We start from the raw sequence: 18,115 nt of genomic DNA on the forward strand, positions 1-18,115 counted from the left end.
ATTAGTAGTTTTGTTTTAACGTATAACTTAAAAAATAGTGTAATGATTTTTTTTAAAAATGAAAAGCAAGATGACTTAGATCAAGTTGTTTTTGCGCAGAGAAATAGGGCTTATGGGGCATATGCATTGCGGACAGAGTATGATCAGATCCTAAGCAGGTCATTAATAATTGGCGTTGCCTTTTTTGGTGCAGTGGCGGTAGTTCCGCTTGCTGTTAATTCTTTTAAAGCAGATCCTATAAAGGTTCCAGATATTGGTTCTGGACATGTGATTACTTATCTGCCACCAGATGTTGTAGAGCTTCCAAAACCTACAATTCATACTACGTCAGTTAAAGTGAAGACTGTTGACACAACAATACCTACTCCGACAAGACATGTGGATAATGAAAAAACAATACCTACAACTGATGAGATAAAAGGTGCTGCAATTGGACCAGAAACAATTGATGGACCAGAGACTGTTGTGCCAAGTGTTCCTTACGTACCAACTACGTCAGGTAGTGGAGCGCCTACAATCTCTGTAAAACCTCCAGTTCTTGTGAAAGATCCTAATGTGATCGAAAAGACAGTGGATGTTTCTGCTTCTTTTAAAGGGGGATTAGATGCTTTCAGAGATAGAGTTGGACAAAATTTTGATACAGAAGCTGTCAGTCAATCAGGTGTTATGAAGGCTACGGTTAGCTTTGTAGTAGAGAAAGATGGAAGTATTACTAATGTTAAAGCAACAGGTGCTGATACTGACTTTAACAAAGAAGCAGAACGTACTGTAAAGGCGATTAAAACTAAATGGAATCCAGCTCAATTAAAGGGCGAAATTGTACGTTCATATTTCAATATTCCGATAACCATGAGAATTGAATAGCATAATGCAGAATTATTTTTATTAATTATCCACATTTTCTAGAAAATTGTGGATAATTTTTTTATTTATATGGCATTAATTAACAGTGTTTTAACAGGATTGTTATCTTTTAATAGGATGCTCAAATTAAAAAAATCGTATTTTTGAGCATTAATTGAATTTTATGTCAAAAATTATAGGTGTTGCAAACCAAAAAGGAGGGGTAGGAAAAACAACAACGGCGGTTAATCTAGCTTCCGCATTAGGCGTTTTAGAAAAGCGTATACTATTGATAGATGCCGATCCACAGGCTAATGCCACGTCAGGACTTGGTATAGAAGAAGTTGGTAATTCTACCTATCATCTTCTAGAACACAGTGCTAAAGCAAGAAACTGCATACTTCCAACAAGCTCACCTAATGTAGATATTATACCATCTCATATAGACTTGGTTGCTGCAGAGATAGAATTGGTTGACAGAGAAAATCGAGAATATATGATGCGTAATGCGCTTCAGGATATCAAAAAAGATTATGATTATGTCATCATAGATTGTGCACCAAGTTTAGGATTAATTACCATTAATGCTTTAACAGCTGCAGACTCTGTGATTATCCCTATTCAATGTGAGTATTTTGCATTAGAAGGTTTGGGCAAATTATTGAATACAATTAAGAATGTTCAAAAAATTCATAATCCAGATCTAGACATAGAAGGTCTTTTATTAACCATGTATGATAGTCGATTGAGATTATCTAATCAAGTGGTAGAAGAGGTTAATTCTCATTTTCCTGAAATGGTTTTCGAAACAATAATTAGCCGTAATGTTAGATTAAGCGAAGCTCCAAGTTTTGGAGAAAGTATTCTAAAATATGATGCCGAAAGTAAAGGTGCTATCCAATACATCCAATTAGCAGAAGAAGTATTGCTTAACAATGAAAAACTAGCAAAATCTTAATAATCATCTTTTAACTAAAGCCAAATATAACATATGAAAGATAAAAAAAGAGCAATGGGACGTGGTCTTGGTGCTATTCTTAATGCTGAAAGTAAAAGTACAGTTAATTCTGCAACAGATGAAGGTGCAGAAGTTTTTGTAGGTAATATTGTTGAGGTTTCTATTGATGATATATATCCCAACCCAGCACAGCCTAGAACATACTTTGATGAAAAAGCATTGAATGAGTTGGCGCAATCTATCAAGAATCTAGGCATTATTCAACCAATTACTTTAAGGAAAGATGGTGAGAATTTTGAGATTATCTCTGGAGAACGTCGTTTTCGTGCATCTAAAATTGCTGGCTTAACGAGCATTCCTGCTTATATACGATTGGTTAATGACCAAGAATTACTAGAGATGGCTTTGGTAGAAAATATCCAAAGAGAAGATCTGGATGCTATAGAAGTCGCTTTAACTTATCAGAGATTATTGGAAGAACTTGGTATGACCCAAGAAAACCTTAGTAATAGAGTTGGGAAAGAAAGAAGTACAATTACTAATTCTATTCGACTTTTAAAACTAGATCCTTTTGTACAAAATGCTATTAGAAGCGGGCAGATTTCCGCTGGGCATGGTCGTGCAATAATTAGCTTAGAGAATGAAGAAAACAGAAAGGTTCTTTTTGATAAAATCATTGACGAGAAGCTTAATGTACGTCAGGCAGAGCAATTGGCTAACTTATTGAAGAACGCTCAGGTTCTAGAGAAACCCGTTAAAGAAATTAACCTTCCTAACTTTATAAAGAAAGCACAACAATCATTAACCAATATTTTGGATGTTAACGTAGAGATCAAAACTTCTGGTAACGGAAAAAAAGGAAAGATTGTTTTAGATTTTAAAAGTGAAGAAGAATTAGACTATATTTTGTCTCATATTAAATAAATGAAGTACCTTTTTTTTATCTTTTTACTTACTATATCTTTCGGGGTCTCTGCACAAGTTGTTTCAAAAGATACATTAACTCTTGAGAAAAAAGCAGACCTGCAAGTTACCGAGAATAAGAAAGTAAAATCTGAGATTGAAATTTTGGACGATATAGAGCTTCAAAATGCTAAACCTCAAGTTCTGAAATTGAGTCCTATCAAGGCTGGCTTATACTCTGCAGTTTTGCCAGGACTAGGGCAGTATTATAATAAGAAATATTGGAAAGTCCCTATCGTTTGGGGCGCCGTTGGTACAGGCGTAGGTGTTGCAATGTGGAATCAAAAACAATATAACCGTTACAGAAATGCTTTTGTAGCAGAGCTTAATGGACAGCCACATGAGTTTTCGGGGATTCAAGGGATTGATAAAAGAGTTTTGGGAAATGCCCAGGACCGATCCAAAAGACAACGAGATTACGCCATTGGTATTACAGCACTAATATATATTCTTAATATTGTAGATGCCGTAGTAGACGCACATTTATATGAAAGTCGCCACGATCCAGATTTGGCAATAACACCAACGATTATCCAGGATAAACATTACGTTCAGCAGTCTGGAGCTGGTATAAGTTTAAGTTATAGATTTTAAAAATCCCATTTCGGGACCATAATATATTATGAAAATAGCATTAGTAGGCTACGGAAAAATGGGAAAGATTATCGATGAAATCGCCCAAGAAAGAGGTCATGAAATTGTCGCTAGATTAAAAGAAACTGCAACTAAAGAGACTCTTAATCAGGCCGATGTAGTGATTGAGTTTTCTAATCCAGAAGCCGCTTACAATAATATCAAAGCTTGTCTAGAGCAACAGATCCCAGTGATTTGTGGTACAACAGGTTGGTTAGAGAAAAAAGCAGACGTAGAAAAAATCGCATTAGATAACAATTCTGCATTTCTTTATGGTTCTAATTTTAGCCTCGGCGTTAATTTATTTTTTGCCATTAACGAAAAGTTAGCTGCATTAATGCAACCTTTCGAGGAGGATTATCAAGTTCAGTTAGAAGAAATTCATCATGTTCATAAGAAAGATGCGCCTAGCGGTACTGCAATTTCTGTGGCAGAAGGGATTTTTAAGCATTCTAAATTTAATTCATGGAAATTAGACGAAACTAAAAATGAAGAACTAGGGATATTTGCTATTCGTGAAGGCGAAGTTCCTGGCACTCATAGTGTTTTTTATAAATCTGAAGTTGACGAAATAGAATTAAAGCATACCGCATTCAATAGAAAAGGATTTGCTCTTGGTGCTGTAATTGCTGCCGAGTGGATTAAAGATAAAAAAGGTAACTTTGGGATGAAAGATGTACTAGGGCTTTCTTAGCTGTAACATTTTTATAGATACAATACTAATTAACCAAATAAAATATCAGAATCACTTAATTATTAAATTAAAAAAATGGATTATATATTAACTTACTCCCTTTATGTCCTTATTATAAGTGTATTAATGGGACTTTCTACTTGGAAGTTATTTAAGAAAATGGGGTACAACCCAATTTTTTCGTTTATACCTTTCTACAATTATTTTATTGTTCAAAAAGAAACTAATCACCCGAAATGGTGGGTTATATTAGCTTATTTCCCAATTGTTGGACCAATAATGATGTCTGTTTTCCATTTATTTTTAATGAGAAAATTTGGCAAAAGAGGTTTGGTTAATGGATTGTTGACCGTTCTTTTACCATTTATCTTTATGGCAACTGTCAATTACGGAAAGAATATCGAGATAGAAACCGAAGAAGAGGAAGAAGAAGGGAAGAAAAAAGAAACATTCATAGGATCTGTGACGTTTGCAGTCGTTTTCGCAACGATTATTCACACGTTTATCACGCAACCTTTCGGGATTCCTACGGGATCTATGGAGAGAACTTTGCTCGTTGGAGATTTCTTATTTGTTAATAAGTGGAGTTATGGTTACAGGATGCCAATGCGTCCGGTAGCATTGCCTTTCTTACAAGGGACGATTATGGATACTGGCGAAAAAGGTAATCCTAAAGATGACCCGAAATCTTATGTTGATGGCGTAAAATTACCTTACACAAGATTGTTACAAATGAGCAAGCCTGCCAAAGATGACATCGTTGTTTTTAACTATCCGGATGATTCTGTACATATAGCAACGGACAGAAAAGATCCTTATGTTAAGCGTTGTGTAGCTGTAGGTGGTGATGTTTTAGAATTCCGTAATGGTAGATTGTTTATCAACGGAAAACCAGAAAATATCAAAGGAGATCAGTATGAGCAGCATAAATATATTGTTCATGCATCATCTCAATTAGATATTCCTTCTTTGTATAAAGTGTATGGATTTTTGCCAGTTCAGGAGATTCAGACTAACTCTGGTTATATTTATGCCTTTCAAGGTTTAACAGATAAAACAGCGAAAGAGTTTAAAACAATGCCTGGCGTTCTTGATATTCAAGAAGATATAATGCCGAAGGATTCTTCTATGATTGCTTATAAAGTTAATGCAGAGAAGAATGCTTACACCAAAAATATAGATACAACACAGTCTATCTTTCCTCTTAATAAAAAATGGAATGTAGATCAATACGGACCATTGAGAATTCCTAAAGAAGGTGATGTTATTACATTAACTCAGGAAAATTATCCAACTTATCACAAGTTAATTGCTAAACATGAGCATAATAAAATTGAAAATAAGGATGGAAAATTCTATATCAATGGGAAAGAAACTAATCAATATACTGTAAAGCAGGATTATTATTTCATGATTGGAGATAATCGTGACGCGTCTTTGGATGCTCGTTTTTTTGGATTTGTACCAGAAGAAAATATCATTGGTAAGCCGATGTTTACATGGATGAGTGTAGAAGGATTATTCCCGGATAAAAGCTCCAGTTACCAAGCCGAAAAGAAATTTCGTTGGGATCGTATGTTTAAAGTAACTAACACTGGCGAGGCAGAAAAAACATCTTATTGGTGGGTTGCAGTAGCCATTTTGGTATTGTTCTTTGGCTGGGATTATTTTGCTAAATTATTTAAGAGAAAGAAATCAGAAGATTAATTATAATTGATAATAATGAAGAAGGTTTTATTGCCCGTATTTTACATGCCGCCTATTACTTGGTTTTCAGATTTTTTGAATCCAGATTATGAGGTTATTTTAGAACAATTTGAAAATTTCCCTAAGCAGACCTATCGTAACCGTGCCAATGTTTATGGTGCTAACGGTAAGTTGTCGCTTATTATTCCTATTCATCATAATGGTAGTCGTACCATGAAGGATATTGAGGTTTCTTATGCCGAAGATTGGCAGAAGCTTCATTGGAAATCTATTAAAACGGCTTATCAGAGTTCTCCTTATTTTGAATATTATGAGGCTAAGTTGGCACAGATTTTTCTACACCAATCCAAATCCTTGTTAGATTTTAATCTTAATAGCTTAAAAATTATTTTAGCTATTCTGAAAGAAGAAAAGACATTCTCCTTAACAGAAGAATATATTAAAACGCCAGATGTTACGGATAATCGAGACAAATATTCTGCAAAAGCAAAATCAGATTTTGTTTTAGAAAATTATTATCAGACTTTTTCTGACAAGCAAGGATTTATAGAAGATCTTTCTATTCTGGATTTATTATGTAATCTAGGTCCAGAAGCAAAGACTTATATTAATAAAGTCAAAAAATAACAACATACAATATGAAAAAATTATTTATTGCCGTAAGTTTCTTTACGGGTATAGGATTTGTAATTGCTCAGGAAAAAATAGATAAAAGTCAGGATAAAGATCTAATGACTTGGTATCACAAAGATTTTGCTACAAGCAAAGTTTATGGAGTTAATACCGATAATGCTTATAAATATTTAGAATCAAAAGGTCTTAAGCCAAAAACAGTTATTGTTGGTGTTTTAGATAGTGGTGTACAAGTCGATCATCCTGCTTTAGCTCCTAATATGTGGAAAAATCCTAACGAAATTCCAGGAAATGGAATAGATGACGATGGTAATGGTTATGTGGATGATGTACACGGCTGGAATTTTCTAGGGTCTAAAGATCAGGATTTAGATGTAGATAACATGGAGGTAACACGTGTTGTTAAAAAATATCAACCTATTTTTGAAGGTACTGATTCTGTTAAAAATAAGGATAATCAGGCTAAAATGAAGGATGACTTTGATATGTACATGAAAGCTAAGTCGGTTTTTGCACAGAAAAGTGTAGAGGCAAAACAAGGCTATCAGACGTATCAGATGATAGAGCAGTCTATCCCAAGCATTAGCAAGTTGTTAGGTGACAAAACACTTACACCAGAGGTTCTCTCTACATTAAAACCTACAACTCAGCTAGAAGCTATGGCTTTACAGGTAATGAGTCAGATGGTTCAGAATAAAGATATAGCGGGTAAGTCAGCAAAAGACGTAACAGCATTTCTTACAGATCAGGTAAAAGAAGCTTTGGATTATTTTAAACCTCAAGCTGAGTTTCAATATAATCTAGATTTTGACCCAAGAAAAGATAAAGTAGGTGATAATTATGATGATTATACCGAGAAAAAATACGGAAATAATCATTACCAAGGTCCAGATGCCTTACACGGTACTCATGTTGCAGGTATTATTGCAGGCGTTCCTCAAGGGAAAGAAATACAATATGGTGTTGCTTACAAAGTAGCTAAAATCATGTCAGTAAGAACAGTGCCTAATGGTGACGAACGTGATAAAGATGTTGCTAATGCTATAATATATGCGGTAGATAATGGGGCTAAAATCTTAAATATGAGTTTTGGAAAACCAGTGTCACCAGGTAAAACACACGTTTGGGATGCTTTTAAATATGCGGAAAAGAAAGGTGTATTATTGGTGAAGGCTGCGGGTAATGATAACGAAGATTTAGCAGAGCATGTGTATTATCCAACTAATTTTAAATCTTATTCTGACGAAAAACCGTTTATCAACAATATGATTGTTGTGGGTGCTAATACCAATAATAGCGATCGACTTAGAGCAGATTTTTCTAATTATAATAATAAGCTGGTTAATGTATTTGCACCAGGAGAGGAGATTTATTCTTCCGTTCCTACATCAGAATATAAGTATGAGCAGGGTACGTCTATGGCGTCGCCTGTTGTGGCTGGAGCTGCGGCAGTATTATTAGCCTATATGCCAACACTAACGCCAGCGCAATTGATAGAATCTTTAGAAAAAACAGTTAATAAAAGCAACAAAGATGGCTTTGCTAATTATTCTGTATCAGGAGGTGTAATTGATGTTAAAAAAGCATCAGAATATGCTTATGAAAACTTTTATAATGTTAAAAAAGAAGTAAAAGAGCGTAAGTCCTCAAAGAAAGCAGTGAAAAATTAATAAAAAATGTCTGAAATTTTCAGACATTTTTTTTGAAATTAATCTTTTTGGCACAGTTTTTAATTAATAATATTTATAAAATAATTATACTATGAAAAAGTTATTCTTATTAAGTGTTTTGGGAAGTTCTTTAATAGTGACTTCTTGTAAAACTAACAATGCTGCAACTAATTCTGGTTCGGTATCTGCTCAAGAAGCTCAGACGCGTAGAGCTGATGCTTTAAAAATGAAAGGTACTTGGCAGATTGTAAGTGTTAATTATGATAAATCTTTTAAGATTAAACCTTTTGACGAAGGTGCGGATGCGCAATGTTTCGTAGGGAGTCAATGGAAGTTAATTCCTAATAATTATACAGGGACATATACTTTAAATGGAGGAGGAGATTGTCCATCAGTTTCTCAGCCAATTTCTTTTGAAGTGACTAAAAACAATGAATTCAAATTTAAAAAGCTAATTGACGGAGCTAAATCAAAAGCGGTAACTGCAGGTTATATATTAGAATTACAAAACTTATCACAAGATCAATTTACTTTAGTTCAAAATGTTGCTTTCGAAGGGCAATCACTTAGAGTAAGCTATAATTTTCAAAGAATAAATTAATAAAATAAACTATTATGAAATCATATATCAATAAATCAAGCATCGCAGCATTATTTTTAGGATCAACTTTATTGTTGTCTAGTTGCGAAGCTGTTCAAAATGCTAATAATACTCAAAAAGGTGCTGTAATTGGTACTACAGCAGGTGCTGTATTGGGAGGTATCTTAGGTAATAACATTGGTAAAGGAGGTAATGCGCCTCTAGGAGCTGTTTTAGGTGGTGTTATTGGTGGTGCTGCAGGTGGTGTCATTGGTAACAAAATGGATAAGCAAGCTAAAGAAATTAAAGAAGTATTACCAGGCGCTGAGGTAGAAAGAGTCGGGGAAGGTATTAAAATTACACTTAACGAAAATACAGTTAACTTTGATTTTAACTCTTCTAATTTGACTTCTATTGCAAAAGGTAACTTAGATAAGTTAGTTACTGTACTTAAGAATAATCCTGATACTAACATCAACATGTATGGTTACACGGATAGTGTAGGTAGCGATGCTGTTAACTTAAGATTATCTGGTCAAAGAGCTGGCGCTGTAAAAAATTATTTTGTAGCTAATGGTATCTCTGGTTCTAGACTATTTACAGAAGGTCTAGGTAAGGCTAATCCTGTTGCTAGTAACGATACAGATGCAGGTAGAGCAAAAAATAGAAGAGTAGAGTTTGCAATTACTGCTAACGAAAAAATGATTAACGAAGCTCAGAAAGGGCATTAAATTAAAATATTTGCCTATTTTTTTATAACAAAACCGCTTTATGCGGTTTTTTTTGTATTATATTCTTATTTTTGCACTTGATTTATTACAAATGGGAAAATATTTAAAACTAATTCGAGTAGAGCAATGGGTAAAAAACTTTTTTGTTTTTGTGCCTCTATTTTTTTCGGGTAATATAACCAACATCGAGTTATTTTTAAAAAGTATTTTTGCCTTCATCGTTTTTTCTTTAACTGCGAGTTCTATTTATATCATCAACGATTATATGGATATCGAAGCAGATAAAAAACATCCAGAAAAACAAAAAAGACCATTGGCTAGTGGTGCAATTTCAAAATCGGTTGCAAGACTTTTATTTTTAGGACTTATTTTACTAATTGTTGCGATTGTCTTCTTGGGAGAGATGTACTTTCATACAGATTATACAAAATTTGGAGTGATTATAGCTTTTTATTTTGTAATGAATTTATTGTATACCTTTAAGCTAAAACATGTAGCAATCATAGATGTTACCATTATAGCATTAGGTTTTGTATTAAGAGTTTTATCAGGAGGATACGCTACAGGATTAGAAATATCACAATGGGCAATTTTATTAACTTTTGTATTGGCTATGGTTTTAGCTGTAGGCAAGAGAAGAGGAGAGTTGATTAATGCACAATTATCAGGTAAAACAAGAAAAGCTTTAGATGGCTATAATATACAATTTGCAGATATTGCGTTATGTATTTGTGTTACATTAGCTATTGTTTGCTATCTAATGTTTACGCTATCACCGGAGGTACAGCAGAGATTTCACGAGAGAGTTTTTTACACAGTCTTTTTTGTGATGTTTGCATTTTTACGTTATCTTCAACAGACTTTGGTGTATAATAAGACAGAGTCTCCAACCAAAATTGTTTATAAAGATCGCTATATACAAGTAACTTTAGTACTGTGGTTAATGGCATTTTTATTACAGATTTATTACAAATGATGAAACCTAATTTTATTCAAAAAGTTACCAATTGGGGCAATTTTCCTATCGTAGATGCGGAGATGAGGTCAGACGATTCTCTTGCTCAGATTAAAAAATTTGTCCTCAATAATCCCGAAGTTATTGCAAGAGGTAACGGGCGTTGCTATGGCGATGCTTCTTTGGGACAACACATATTTTCTACTAAAAGACTCAATAAGTTTTTATCTTTTGACCGTATTAATGGTACGATAGAATGCGAGTCCGGAATTCTTTTATCGGATATTCTAGAGATAAGTGTGCCGCAAGGTTATTTCCTTTATGTAACACCTGGGACTAAGTTTATAAGTGTTGGTGGGGCAATAGCATCAGACGTTCATGGTAAAAATCATCATGCCGAAGGTTGTTTTTCTGAGTATGTTATAGAGTTTAAAATTCTTAATGCTTACGCAGAAGTTGTAACTTGCTCTAGAGAAGAAAATTCAGATTTATTCTGGGCAACGATTGGAGGTATGGGGCTTACGGGCATCATTCTTTCTGCCAAAATAAAATTAAAAAACATAGAAACTGCTTATATCAGACAAGAAAGCATCAAGGCAAATAACTTAGATGAGATTTTTCAATTGTTTGATGAGAGCGAAGATTGGACTTACAATGTCGCTTGGATTGATTGTTTACAAAAAGGGAAAAATATAGGAAAATCTATTTTGATGCGAGGAGAACATGCATTGAAAGGTGAGATTCCTACTACCAAAACTAAGACACCATTAAGATTAAAACCTAAGTTTAGTCCAAGTGTACCATTTTATTTTCCAGGTTTTGTATTAAATAGCCTATCGATTAAAATTTTTAATTGGTTATATTATGCCAAGCAAAGAGTTCGACAAGTCAATAGTTTTATAGACTACGAAACTTTTTTTTACCCTTTGGATGCTATCAAAAACTGGAATAGAATCTATGGTAAAAAAGGATTTATCCAATATCAAATGGTGATTCCTAAAGAACACGGCAAAGAAGGCATGAGACAGATTTTAGAAACGATTGCCCAAAGCGGTAACGGATCTTTTTTGGCGGTGCTTAAGTTATTCGGGAAAAATAATCCAGAAGCTTATAATTCTTTTCCTCAGGAAGGATATACTTTGGCTTTAGATTTTAAGGTGAATTCTAAATTGCCAAAATTAGTTTCTCAATTAGATGATATTGTAGAAAAATTCGGGGGTAGAATTTACCTTACCAAAGACAGCATGAGCCGCAGTAGCTTAACTAATTATTTACAAAATGTGGATTCTCACAAGTTTGTATCACTTCAACATAAAAGAATTAACCAACAATAAGTAGAGAAATTATGATCATATTAGGTGCTAATTCTGAAGTGGCTCAGGCTTTTGTAGAACAAGCTTTAACTTCAAAAGAAAAATATAAAACACTTTATTTATTAAGTTCTAACCCAGAAACTACGCAAAAATTCGCGAATCATATTTATGTTAAATATTTTCAGCATACCGAAGTATTATCTTTAGATGTGACCGGAGATATAGATACCAAAAGTCTAGACGCGATAGATTCTGATCTATTATTTTGTGCAACAGGTTATTTAGGACTTAACACAGAAGAAGGTCTTTACGATGATAAAAATACGGAAGCTGTTATAGATATTAATTATGCTAAGTTGGTGCCTGTTCTTAATTATTTTGCAAAAAAAATGGAGTCTAAGCGTGCAGGCACAATGATTGTTTTGTCATCGGTTGCTGGCGATAGAGGGCGACAGAGTAATTTTATCTACGGTAGCGCCAAGGCTGCTCTTACGGCTTATCTTAGTGGACTTAGAAATTATCTTTTTGATAAAAAAGTACATGTTATGACGGTAAAGCCTGGTTTTATGGCTACCAAAATGACAGAAGGCTTACCGCTTAATCCTGCATTAACAGCATCACCAAAGCAAGCGGCAATAGCAATATATAAATCTTATAAGAAGAAGAAAAATGTTGCTTATGTCTTACCAATTTGGTTTGTTATCATGATGATTATAAGGAATATACCAGAATTTATATTTAAGAAATTAAAGCTTTAACACAATAATGATGAAAAAACTGTATCTATTTGATTTTGATGGGACTTTAACTTACAAAGACACGATGTTTATGTTTCTAAAGTTTTATAATCCTTCCAGATTCTCGTGGCAGTTTTTTAAACATTCGCCGCTTTTTACTTTGGTTAAATTAAAATTAGCCGATCCAGAAAAAGTTAAAAAAAGTTTTATAGCCTCAATCATAAAAGATGAGTCTCAATATCAAATAGAAAGAAAAGCACAAGAGTTTTTTGATGTTAATTTCCCTCATATATTTAGAGAAAATGCATTAGACTTCATTAATAGTATTAATGATGATAATGTCGATGCTTACATCGTTTCTGCATCATTAGATATCTGGGTGCAACCTTTTGCTAAGTATTTTGGGATGCAACTATTGTCTACAAAAGCCCAATTTATAGACGGGAAATTTACAGGAGAGTTTGCCTCCAAGAACTGTAATGGAGAAGAAAAAGTTAATCGTATTAAAGAAGCCATAGGTCAAAAAAAGTACGACAAATCCATTGCTTTTGGAGATACTTCAGGAGATAAAGCAATGTTATCTTGGGCAAATGAAGGTCATTTTCAATTTTTTCACTAATTTCGTATAGTATTTCTAGAAAAAAATTCTGGTTTACAATCAATATAATGTCGTTTTAATCCATGGGAAAAGTATATTTAGATAATGCCGCCACCACGCCACTTAATGAAGAGGTAATAGATGCAATGGTGGCTACGCTTCGTAATAATTTTGGTAACCCTTCATCTACACATAGTTTAGGTCAAGAAGCTAAAACCTTGTTAGAAGAAGCGAGGAGAAAGATTGCAGACACATTGCACGTTACGCCAGGAGAAATTGTATTTACTTCTTGTGGTACAGAGTCTAATAATATGATTATTAAATCATGTGTTAACTATCTTGGCGTGCAAAGAATTATCACTTCGCCAATGGAGCACAAATGTGTTGCAGAAACATGCTTAGAAATGAAAAAGCTTAATGGCGTTGAGTTGGTTTACCTAAGACCTGATAATAAAGGTAACTTTAATCTTAATCAATTAGCAGATGTATTAAAATCTTCTGATAAAAAGACCTTGGTAACGTTAATGCATGCTAATAATGAGATTGGTAATCTTCTAGATATCGATAAAGTTGCAGACCTCTGTCAAGAAAATAATGCGTTGTTCCATTCTGATACAGTACAGACGATGGCGCATCTTAACTTAGATTTTTCTAAAACTAAAGTAGACTTTGCATCTTGTAGCGCTCATAAATTTCATGGACCTAAAGGATCTGGTTTTGCTTTTGTAAGGAAATCTTCTGGGCTTAAAGGTATTATTACCGGTGGACCACAAGAAAGAAGTCTTAGAGCCGGGACAGAAAATGTTTGTGGGATTGTAGGTCTAGGTAAAGCTTGGGAACTTTCTATCGAAAATATGGACAATTATAGTTCTCATATTAAGGGTATTAAAAACTATTGTAAAGAACAAGTAGAAAATAATATATCAGGAGTTAAGTTTAATGGTGAGTCTGCTATGGAAAATAGTTTATACACCGTTCTTAATATACTATTACCTTATAAAAATCCTTTAATAGGCTTACAATTGGATATGCAAGGTATCGCCGTGTCTCAAGGCAGTGCATGTAGTTCTGGCGCAGCAAAACCTTCTATGGTGTTAATGTCAATCTTGGATGAAGAAGAGATGGAAACCTGCACACCACTTAGAGTATCCTTCAGTCATTATACCACAAAAGAAGAAATAGACCAATTTATCAAAGCATTATTAGATGTGTCAAAACAGTTTCTTATAGAAAATGATAATGTTGAGCATAGATAAAGCAATAATATGCTTTGTATAAATTTTGTAACTTTGCATCAATTAACAAAAGAAAATAAAAAAATATAGAATTATGGCACTAGAGATTACAGATCAGTCGTTCCAAGAAACAGTATTATCTTCGGATAAACCAGTATTAGTAGATTTTTGGGCAGCTTGGTGTGGTCCATGTAGAATGTTAACTCCTATCGTAGAAGAATTAGCTTCAGATTTTGAAGGTAAAGCTGTTGTTGGTAAGGTTGATGTAGATAACAATCAAAACATTTCTATGGAGTATGGTATTAGAAATATTCCTACAATTTTGATTTTTAAGAATGGTCAAGTTGTAGATAAATTAGTGGGTGTATCTCCAAAAGAGGTTATTGCTGAGAAGTTAGCAGCACACATGTAAAAAAAATAACGTTGATAATGAGCGCTTTTCTGTAAGAAAAGCGTTTTTTTTATAAAAAATTTGGAGATTCAAAATAATGTCGTATTTTTGCAACCACAATAACAGAGGTATTTAACCTAACGTTAAAGTAAAGATCCGGTAGTTCAGCTGGTTAGAATGCCGCCCTGTCACGGCGGAGGTCGCGGGTTCGAGTCCCGTCCGGATCGCATAAAGTTTTATCAATTACTTTTCAAAAAATTGATCCGGTAGTTCAGCTGGTTAGAATGCCGCCCTGTCACGGCGGAGGTCGCGGGTTCGAGTCCCGTCCGGATCGCAACTACAATATCAAAGTAGTGCAAAAAGCTTTAAAACATATGTTTTAAAGCTTTTTTCGTTTTATGTCTATTCAAAGAAAGTTAAAAAAGCACAATTTGAAAGTGACCTATTCAGTGACCTGTTAAAATAGGTTTAAAAAGGTCACTGAAAATTCAACAAACCCGGTTCAGTAGCTAGTTCAGGAACTGAATATCTTGTGATAAGTTTTTGCTAAGATTAATTTTAAATCTCAAACCCTTTACGAAATGAACAAGACATTCAATTTACTTTTCTATGTAAAAAAAGCTAAAATCAATTCTTTAGGAGAGTCTCCTATTTACTTACGAATTACAATTGATGGCAAGATATCCGAGATAAGCACAAAACGTACAGTAAAGGCTTCAAAATGGAATTCTGCAATGCAGAAGGTTAGTGGCTCTTCTGAAGAATTTAGATCACTTAATTTTTATTTGAAAACTTTTGAGCAGAAAGTTTATGATGCCTATCACGAATTAATCAGAGATAAGGAAACAGTAACTTGTGAGACTCTTAAAAATAAGTTAGTTGGTAAAGGTAAATTGACCAGAATGCTCATTCCTATTTTTCAGGATCATAATGATCGAATGGAGAAACTGATTGAAAAAGAATTTGCACAAGGAACATTGACACGTTATAAAACATGTCTCAAACATACAAAAGATTTCTTGAAATGGAAATATAGTATTACCGACATTGAAATTAAAAAGATTGATTATGCTTTTCTAAATGATTTTGAATTTTTTTTAAGAACCGAGAGATCCTGCAACAATAATTCTGCTGTTAAGTATATTAAGAATTTTGGTAAGATTGTTCGTATTTGTCTTGCGAATGGATGGATAGAGCGAGACCCTTTTATGAACTATCATTCTAAGTTTAATGAAGTGACGAGAATGTTTCTTAATGAACAGGAAATTGAAGTGCTTTTTACCAAAGATTTTACAAATGAGAGATTGTCTTTGGTTAGAGATATTTTTCTGTTCAGCTGTTTCACCGGACTGGCGTACATTGATACCCAAAAACTAACATATCAAAATATCAATTTAGGTCTTGATGGCTCTCAATGGATTTATACCAAACGTCAGAAAACTAAAACTACTTCTAATATTCCCATACTTTCTCAAACAGAGAAAATTATTAAAAAATACAAAAATCATCCGGCTTGCCTTAATAGTGGAAAACTTCTGCCTATTCTTAGTAATCAAAAGATGAATGCCTATTTGAAAGAAATTGCAGATCTGTGTGGTATCAATAAGGAATTAACTTACCATATTGCACGCCACACTTTTGCAACAACCGTTACTTTATCTAACGGGGTCTCTATTGAAAGTGTAAGTAAAATGCTAGGTCATAAAAGTATTAAAACTACGCAGCATTATGCGAAGATATTAGATAGCAAAGTTAGTGAGGACATGATGTTACTTAAACAAAAATATCTTGACAAAAGAATGTAAAAAGATTTCTGAGATAATTAAATTATCAGACAAAGATAGTTGTATAGAGGATCTATATTCGAAGTTGATATGCCTTGTAAAGTAATGATACAGTTTTTTTAAAAAGATATTGAAATTTGTCTGTTAAGATTTCAAAAATGTCTTGAAGAAGACAAAACTTAAGTTCGACATCCTAAAAAAGCTGCTAGTCATCTTTTGTTAATAATCTTCATATATTTTTTATTTATATATCTTTCGATTTCCAAGAGAGATCGTAAGATTTGAATTTAGCAAAAAACATCCTAATATTTTTCCTGTAGGGAGTTGTGTGAGGTTAGCGGAGTATTTTTTATTGAAAAAGAAATCCAGCTTAATGATCAGAAAGAAAAACATTTTTTTCCAGAGATATCCTGTATTTATAAGTAAAGTTGTGAGAGATATAGCATCCTTCTTAGTGTCTAATAATTAGAAACAAAAGGAATGAGAGCTTCACATTCATTTATCACTGGATTTATGCGAGAAGATTGTCTTTAAAAGTTGTAAAGAAAAAATTTTAGAAAATTATTAATAATGTGTATGATTTTGTCTCAAAGATGGTAACAAGTTCAAAATATAATTTTATAAAAAATAGAAGTTATATCCTGATACCTTTTTTAAATATAATTTGTAAAAAGCTATTAAATCTTTTTGTATTTCAAATTTAATATCGTAATATTGCGATATTAAATAATTAAGTATGGGGCTTACAAAATCAGATATGTTTTCAGATGAACAAAATAAATTAGCTTCTTTGTTTAAAGTTTTTGGACATCCTGCAAGGGTAGCTATACTTCAATATATTATCAATCAAAAATCCTGCATTTGCAATGATTTGGTGGATAAATTAGGTTTGGCGCAAGCGACAATCTCGCAGCATTTAAAAGAGTTGAAATATATGGGTATTATACAGGGTACAATAGATGGAAAATCAGTTTGTTATTGTATAGAAGAAAAGAAATGGAAAGAGATACAAGAGTATTTCAATCAATTCTTTGAACAGGAAGTAAAAGTAAATCAATGCTGTTAAAGGCATTTTTTTACATTCCTTAATATCGTTATATTGCAATATTATGTATCGATTAAATTTGTATATCAAAAATAGAATTCCAAAGTATAGAAAAATATCATAATAAAATAGAAGATTTATGAAACTATCAGACATCAAAGAAATCTTACCAACATTAGATAATGTTGAATTTCAATTAGAGAACGGAATATTTGTACCAGAACACTTTCACGTTACAGAAGTGGGTGTAATTACAAAGAATTTCATCGATTGTGGTGGAACAATCAGAAATGAAAAAGTGGTCAACTTTCAATTATGGAATGCAGATGATTACGAGCATAGATTAAAGCCGACCAAACTATTAAACATCATCAAGTTATCTGAAGAAAAATTGGGAATGGAAGATGCTGAGATAGAAGTAGAATATCAAAGCGGAACAATTGGCAAGTACGATTTGGAGTTTAACGGGAAAACATTTGTACTAAAAAATAAAACGACTGCGTGTTTGGCTCAGGATGCTTGTGGCATTCCTTCAGAGAAACAAAAGAAAAATTTGACTGAATTATCTGTAAACAATTCAAACGCTTGTACGCCAGGAGGTGGTTGTTGTTAATATCTTAATAAGTAAAACAAAATTCAAAACAT

At 33.3% G+C, this 18,115-nt stretch carries 19 protein-coding genes and 2 tRNA genes; all 21 read left to right on the top strand.

The features are described from left to right. Positions 1-42 precede the first annotated feature (42 nt). Positions 43-864, top strand: a complete 822-nt coding sequence (locus ACQQ6V_RS13975; RefSeq protein ID WP_448846114.1) for an energy transducer TonB — start codon at positions 43-45, stop codon at positions 862-864. Positions 865-1,027: 163 nt separating this feature from the next. Beyond that, on the top strand, positions 1,028-1,801 hold the full coding sequence (locus tag ACQQ6V_RS13980; RefSeq protein WP_448846115.1) for a ParA family protein: 774 nt from the start codon (positions 1,028-1,030) through the stop codon (positions 1,799-1,801). A 33-nt stretch (positions 1,802-1,834) separates the two neighbouring features. Then, positions 1,835-2,725 (top strand): ParB/RepB/Spo0J family partition protein, encoded by an 891-nt coding sequence (locus ACQQ6V_RS13985; RefSeq protein WP_448846116.1) that lies wholly within the window; start codon positions 1,835-1,837, stop codon positions 2,723-2,725. Further along, positions 2,726-3,358: a DUF5683 domain-containing protein gene (locus tag ACQQ6V_RS13990; protein WP_448846117.1), complete on the top strand. Its 633-nt coding sequence runs from the start codon at positions 2,726-2,728 to the stop codon at positions 3,356-3,358. Positions 3,359-3,386: 28 nt separating this feature from the next. Beyond that, positions 3,387-4,091, top strand: a complete 705-nt coding sequence (gene dapB, locus ACQQ6V_RS13995; RefSeq protein WP_448846118.1) for a 4-hydroxy-tetrahydrodipicolinate reductase — start codon at positions 3,387-3,389, stop codon at positions 4,089-4,091. Between the two features lie 75 nt (positions 4,092-4,166). Then, entirely contained in the window at positions 4,167-5,798 is a 1,632-nt protein-coding gene (gene lepB / locus ACQQ6V_RS14000; RefSeq protein ID WP_448846119.1) for a signal peptidase I, read from the top strand. Between the two features lie 15 nt (positions 5,799-5,813). Further along, on the top strand, positions 5,814-6,425 hold the full coding sequence (locus tag ACQQ6V_RS14005) for a WbqC family protein (RefSeq protein WP_448846120.1): 612 nt from the start codon (positions 5,814-5,816) through the stop codon (positions 6,423-6,425). 11 nt (positions 6,426-6,436) lie between these two features. Beyond that, a complete protein-coding gene (locus tag ACQQ6V_RS14010) occupies positions 6,437-8,101 on the top strand; it encodes a S8 family serine peptidase (protein ID WP_448846121.1) in 1,665 nt (554 codons plus the stop codon). 91 nt (positions 8,102-8,192) lie between these two features. Next, on the top strand, positions 8,193-8,702 hold the full coding sequence (locus ACQQ6V_RS14015; RefSeq protein ID WP_448846122.1) for a lipocalin-like domain-containing protein: 510 nt from the start codon (positions 8,193-8,195) through the stop codon (positions 8,700-8,702). Between the two features lie 14 nt (positions 8,703-8,716). After that, the gene (locus ACQQ6V_RS14020) at positions 8,717-9,412 is read left to right on the top strand and encodes a YiaD family glycine zipper/OmpA-like lipoprotein (RefSeq protein ID WP_448846123.1); all 696 of its coding nucleotides are present in this window, start codon (positions 8,717-8,719) and stop codon (positions 9,410-9,412) included. 91 nt (positions 9,413-9,503) lie between these two features. Next, positions 9,504-10,388, top strand: a complete 885-nt coding sequence (locus ACQQ6V_RS14025) for a decaprenyl-phosphate phosphoribosyltransferase (RefSeq protein ID WP_448846124.1) — start codon at positions 9,504-9,506, stop codon at positions 10,386-10,388. Beyond that, positions 10,388-11,701: an FAD-binding protein gene (locus tag ACQQ6V_RS14030; protein WP_448846217.1), complete on the top strand. Its 1,314-nt coding sequence runs from the start codon at positions 10,388-10,390 to the stop codon at positions 11,699-11,701. Before ACQQ6V_RS14025 ends, ACQQ6V_RS14030 begins: the two co-directional genes overlap by 1 nt. 11 nt (positions 11,702-11,712) lie before the next feature. Continuing rightward, positions 11,713-12,438 carry an SDR family NAD(P)-dependent oxidoreductase gene (locus tag ACQQ6V_RS14035; protein WP_448846125.1) on the top strand — a complete coding sequence of 242 codons (726 nt, stop codon included), beginning with the start codon at positions 11,713-11,715 and terminating at the stop codon, positions 12,436-12,438. A 10-nt stretch (positions 12,439-12,448) separates the two neighbouring features. Next, complete coding sequence (locus ACQQ6V_RS14040) at positions 12,449-13,036, top strand: HAD family hydrolase (protein ID WP_448846218.1); 588 nt, start codon at positions 12,449-12,451, stop codon at positions 13,034-13,036. A gap of 62 nt (positions 13,037-13,098) precedes the next feature. Beyond that, the gene (locus ACQQ6V_RS14045; protein WP_448846126.1) at positions 13,099-14,271 is read left to right on the top strand and encodes a cysteine desulfurase family protein; all 1,173 of its coding nucleotides are present in this window, start codon (positions 13,099-13,101) and stop codon (positions 14,269-14,271) included. Positions 14,272-14,344: 73 nt separating this feature from the next. After that, positions 14,345-14,662 carry a thioredoxin gene (gene trxA / locus ACQQ6V_RS14050; protein WP_448846127.1) on the top strand — a complete coding sequence of 106 codons (318 nt, stop codon included), beginning with the start codon at positions 14,345-14,347 and terminating at the stop codon, positions 14,660-14,662. A gap of 132 nt (positions 14,663-14,794) precedes the next feature. Next, positions 14,795-14,868 (top strand) — tRNA-Asp (locus ACQQ6V_RS14055). Positions 14,869-14,901: 33 nt separating this feature from the next. Continuing rightward, positions 14,902-14,975: transfer RNA gene (locus tag ACQQ6V_RS14060), tRNA-Asp, on the top strand. A gap of 247 nt (positions 14,976-15,222) precedes the next feature. After that, a complete protein-coding gene (locus ACQQ6V_RS14065; RefSeq protein ID WP_002981237.1) occupies positions 15,223-16,446 on the top strand; it encodes a site-specific integrase in 1,224 nt (407 codons plus the stop codon). Positions 16,447-17,161: 715 nt separating this feature from the next. Continuing rightward, on the top strand, positions 17,162-17,491 hold the full coding sequence (locus ACQQ6V_RS14070) for an ArsR/SmtB family transcription factor (protein ID WP_002981234.1): 330 nt from the start codon (positions 17,162-17,164) through the stop codon (positions 17,489-17,491). A 118-nt stretch (positions 17,492-17,609) separates the two neighbouring features. Continuing rightward, positions 17,610-18,083, top strand: coding sequence for a DUF6428 family protein (locus ACQQ6V_RS14075; RefSeq protein ID WP_002981233.1), 474 nt, complete (start codon positions 17,610-17,612; stop codon positions 18,081-18,083). Positions 18,084-18,115 lie beyond the last annotated feature (32 nt).

The sequence above is a fragment of the Chryseobacterium electrogenes genome (assembly GCF_053553015.1).

Coding starts and splice junctions, on each gene's coding strand:
- ACQQ6V_RS14010 (WP_448846121.1), top strand. CDS start 6,437: ATGAAAAAATTATTTATTGCCGTAAGTTTCTTTACGGGTATAGGATTT.
- ACQQ6V_RS14005 (WP_448846120.1), top strand. CDS start 5,814: ATGAAGAAGGTTTTATTGCCCGTATTTTACATGCCGCCTATTACTTGG.
- ACQQ6V_RS13975 (WP_448846114.1), top strand. CDS start 43: ATGATTTTTTTTAAAAATGAAAAGCAAGATGACTTAGATCAAGTTGTT.
- ACQQ6V_RS14015 (WP_448846122.1), top strand. CDS start 8,193: ATGAAAAAGTTATTCTTATTAAGTGTTTTGGGAAGTTCTTTAATAGTG.
- ACQQ6V_RS14040 (WP_448846218.1), top strand. CDS start 12,449: ATGAAAAAACTGTATCTATTTGATTTTGATGGGACTTTAACTTACAAA.
- ACQQ6V_RS14065 (WP_002981237.1), top strand. CDS start 15,223: ATGAACAAGACATTCAATTTACTTTTCTATGTAAAAAAAGCTAAAATC.
- ACQQ6V_RS13980 (WP_448846115.1), top strand. CDS start 1,028: ATGTCAAAAATTATAGGTGTTGCAAACCAAAAAGGAGGGGTAGGAAAA.
- trxA (WP_448846127.1), top strand. CDS start 14,345: ATGGCACTAGAGATTACAGATCAGTCGTTCCAAGAAACAGTATTATCT.
- ACQQ6V_RS13990 (WP_448846117.1), top strand. CDS start 2,726: ATGAAGTACCTTTTTTTTATCTTTTTACTTACTATATCTTTCGGGGTC.
- ACQQ6V_RS14045 (WP_448846126.1), top strand. CDS start 13,099: ATGGGAAAAGTATATTTAGATAATGCCGCCACCACGCCACTTAATGAA.
- ACQQ6V_RS13985 (WP_448846116.1), top strand. CDS start 1,835: ATGAAAGATAAAAAAAGAGCAATGGGACGTGGTCTTGGTGCTATTCTT.
- ACQQ6V_RS14030 (WP_448846217.1), top strand. CDS start 10,388: ATGAAACCTAATTTTATTCAAAAAGTTACCAATTGGGGCAATTTTCCT.
- ACQQ6V_RS14070 (WP_002981234.1), top strand. CDS start 17,162: ATGGGGCTTACAAAATCAGATATGTTTTCAGATGAACAAAATAAATTA.
- ACQQ6V_RS14075 (WP_002981233.1), top strand. CDS start 17,610: ATGAAACTATCAGACATCAAAGAAATCTTACCAACATTAGATAATGTT.
- ACQQ6V_RS14025 (WP_448846124.1), top strand. CDS start 9,504: ATGGGAAAATATTTAAAACTAATTCGAGTAGAGCAATGGGTAAAAAAC.
- dapB (WP_448846118.1), top strand. CDS start 3,387: ATGAAAATAGCATTAGTAGGCTACGGAAAAATGGGAAAGATTATCGAT.
- ACQQ6V_RS14035 (WP_448846125.1), top strand. CDS start 11,713: ATGATCATATTAGGTGCTAATTCTGAAGTGGCTCAGGCTTTTGTAGAA.
- ACQQ6V_RS14020 (WP_448846123.1), top strand. CDS start 8,717: ATGAAATCATATATCAATAAATCAAGCATCGCAGCATTATTTTTAGGA.
- lepB (WP_448846119.1), top strand. CDS start 4,167: ATGGATTATATATTAACTTACTCCCTTTATGTCCTTATTATAAGTGTA.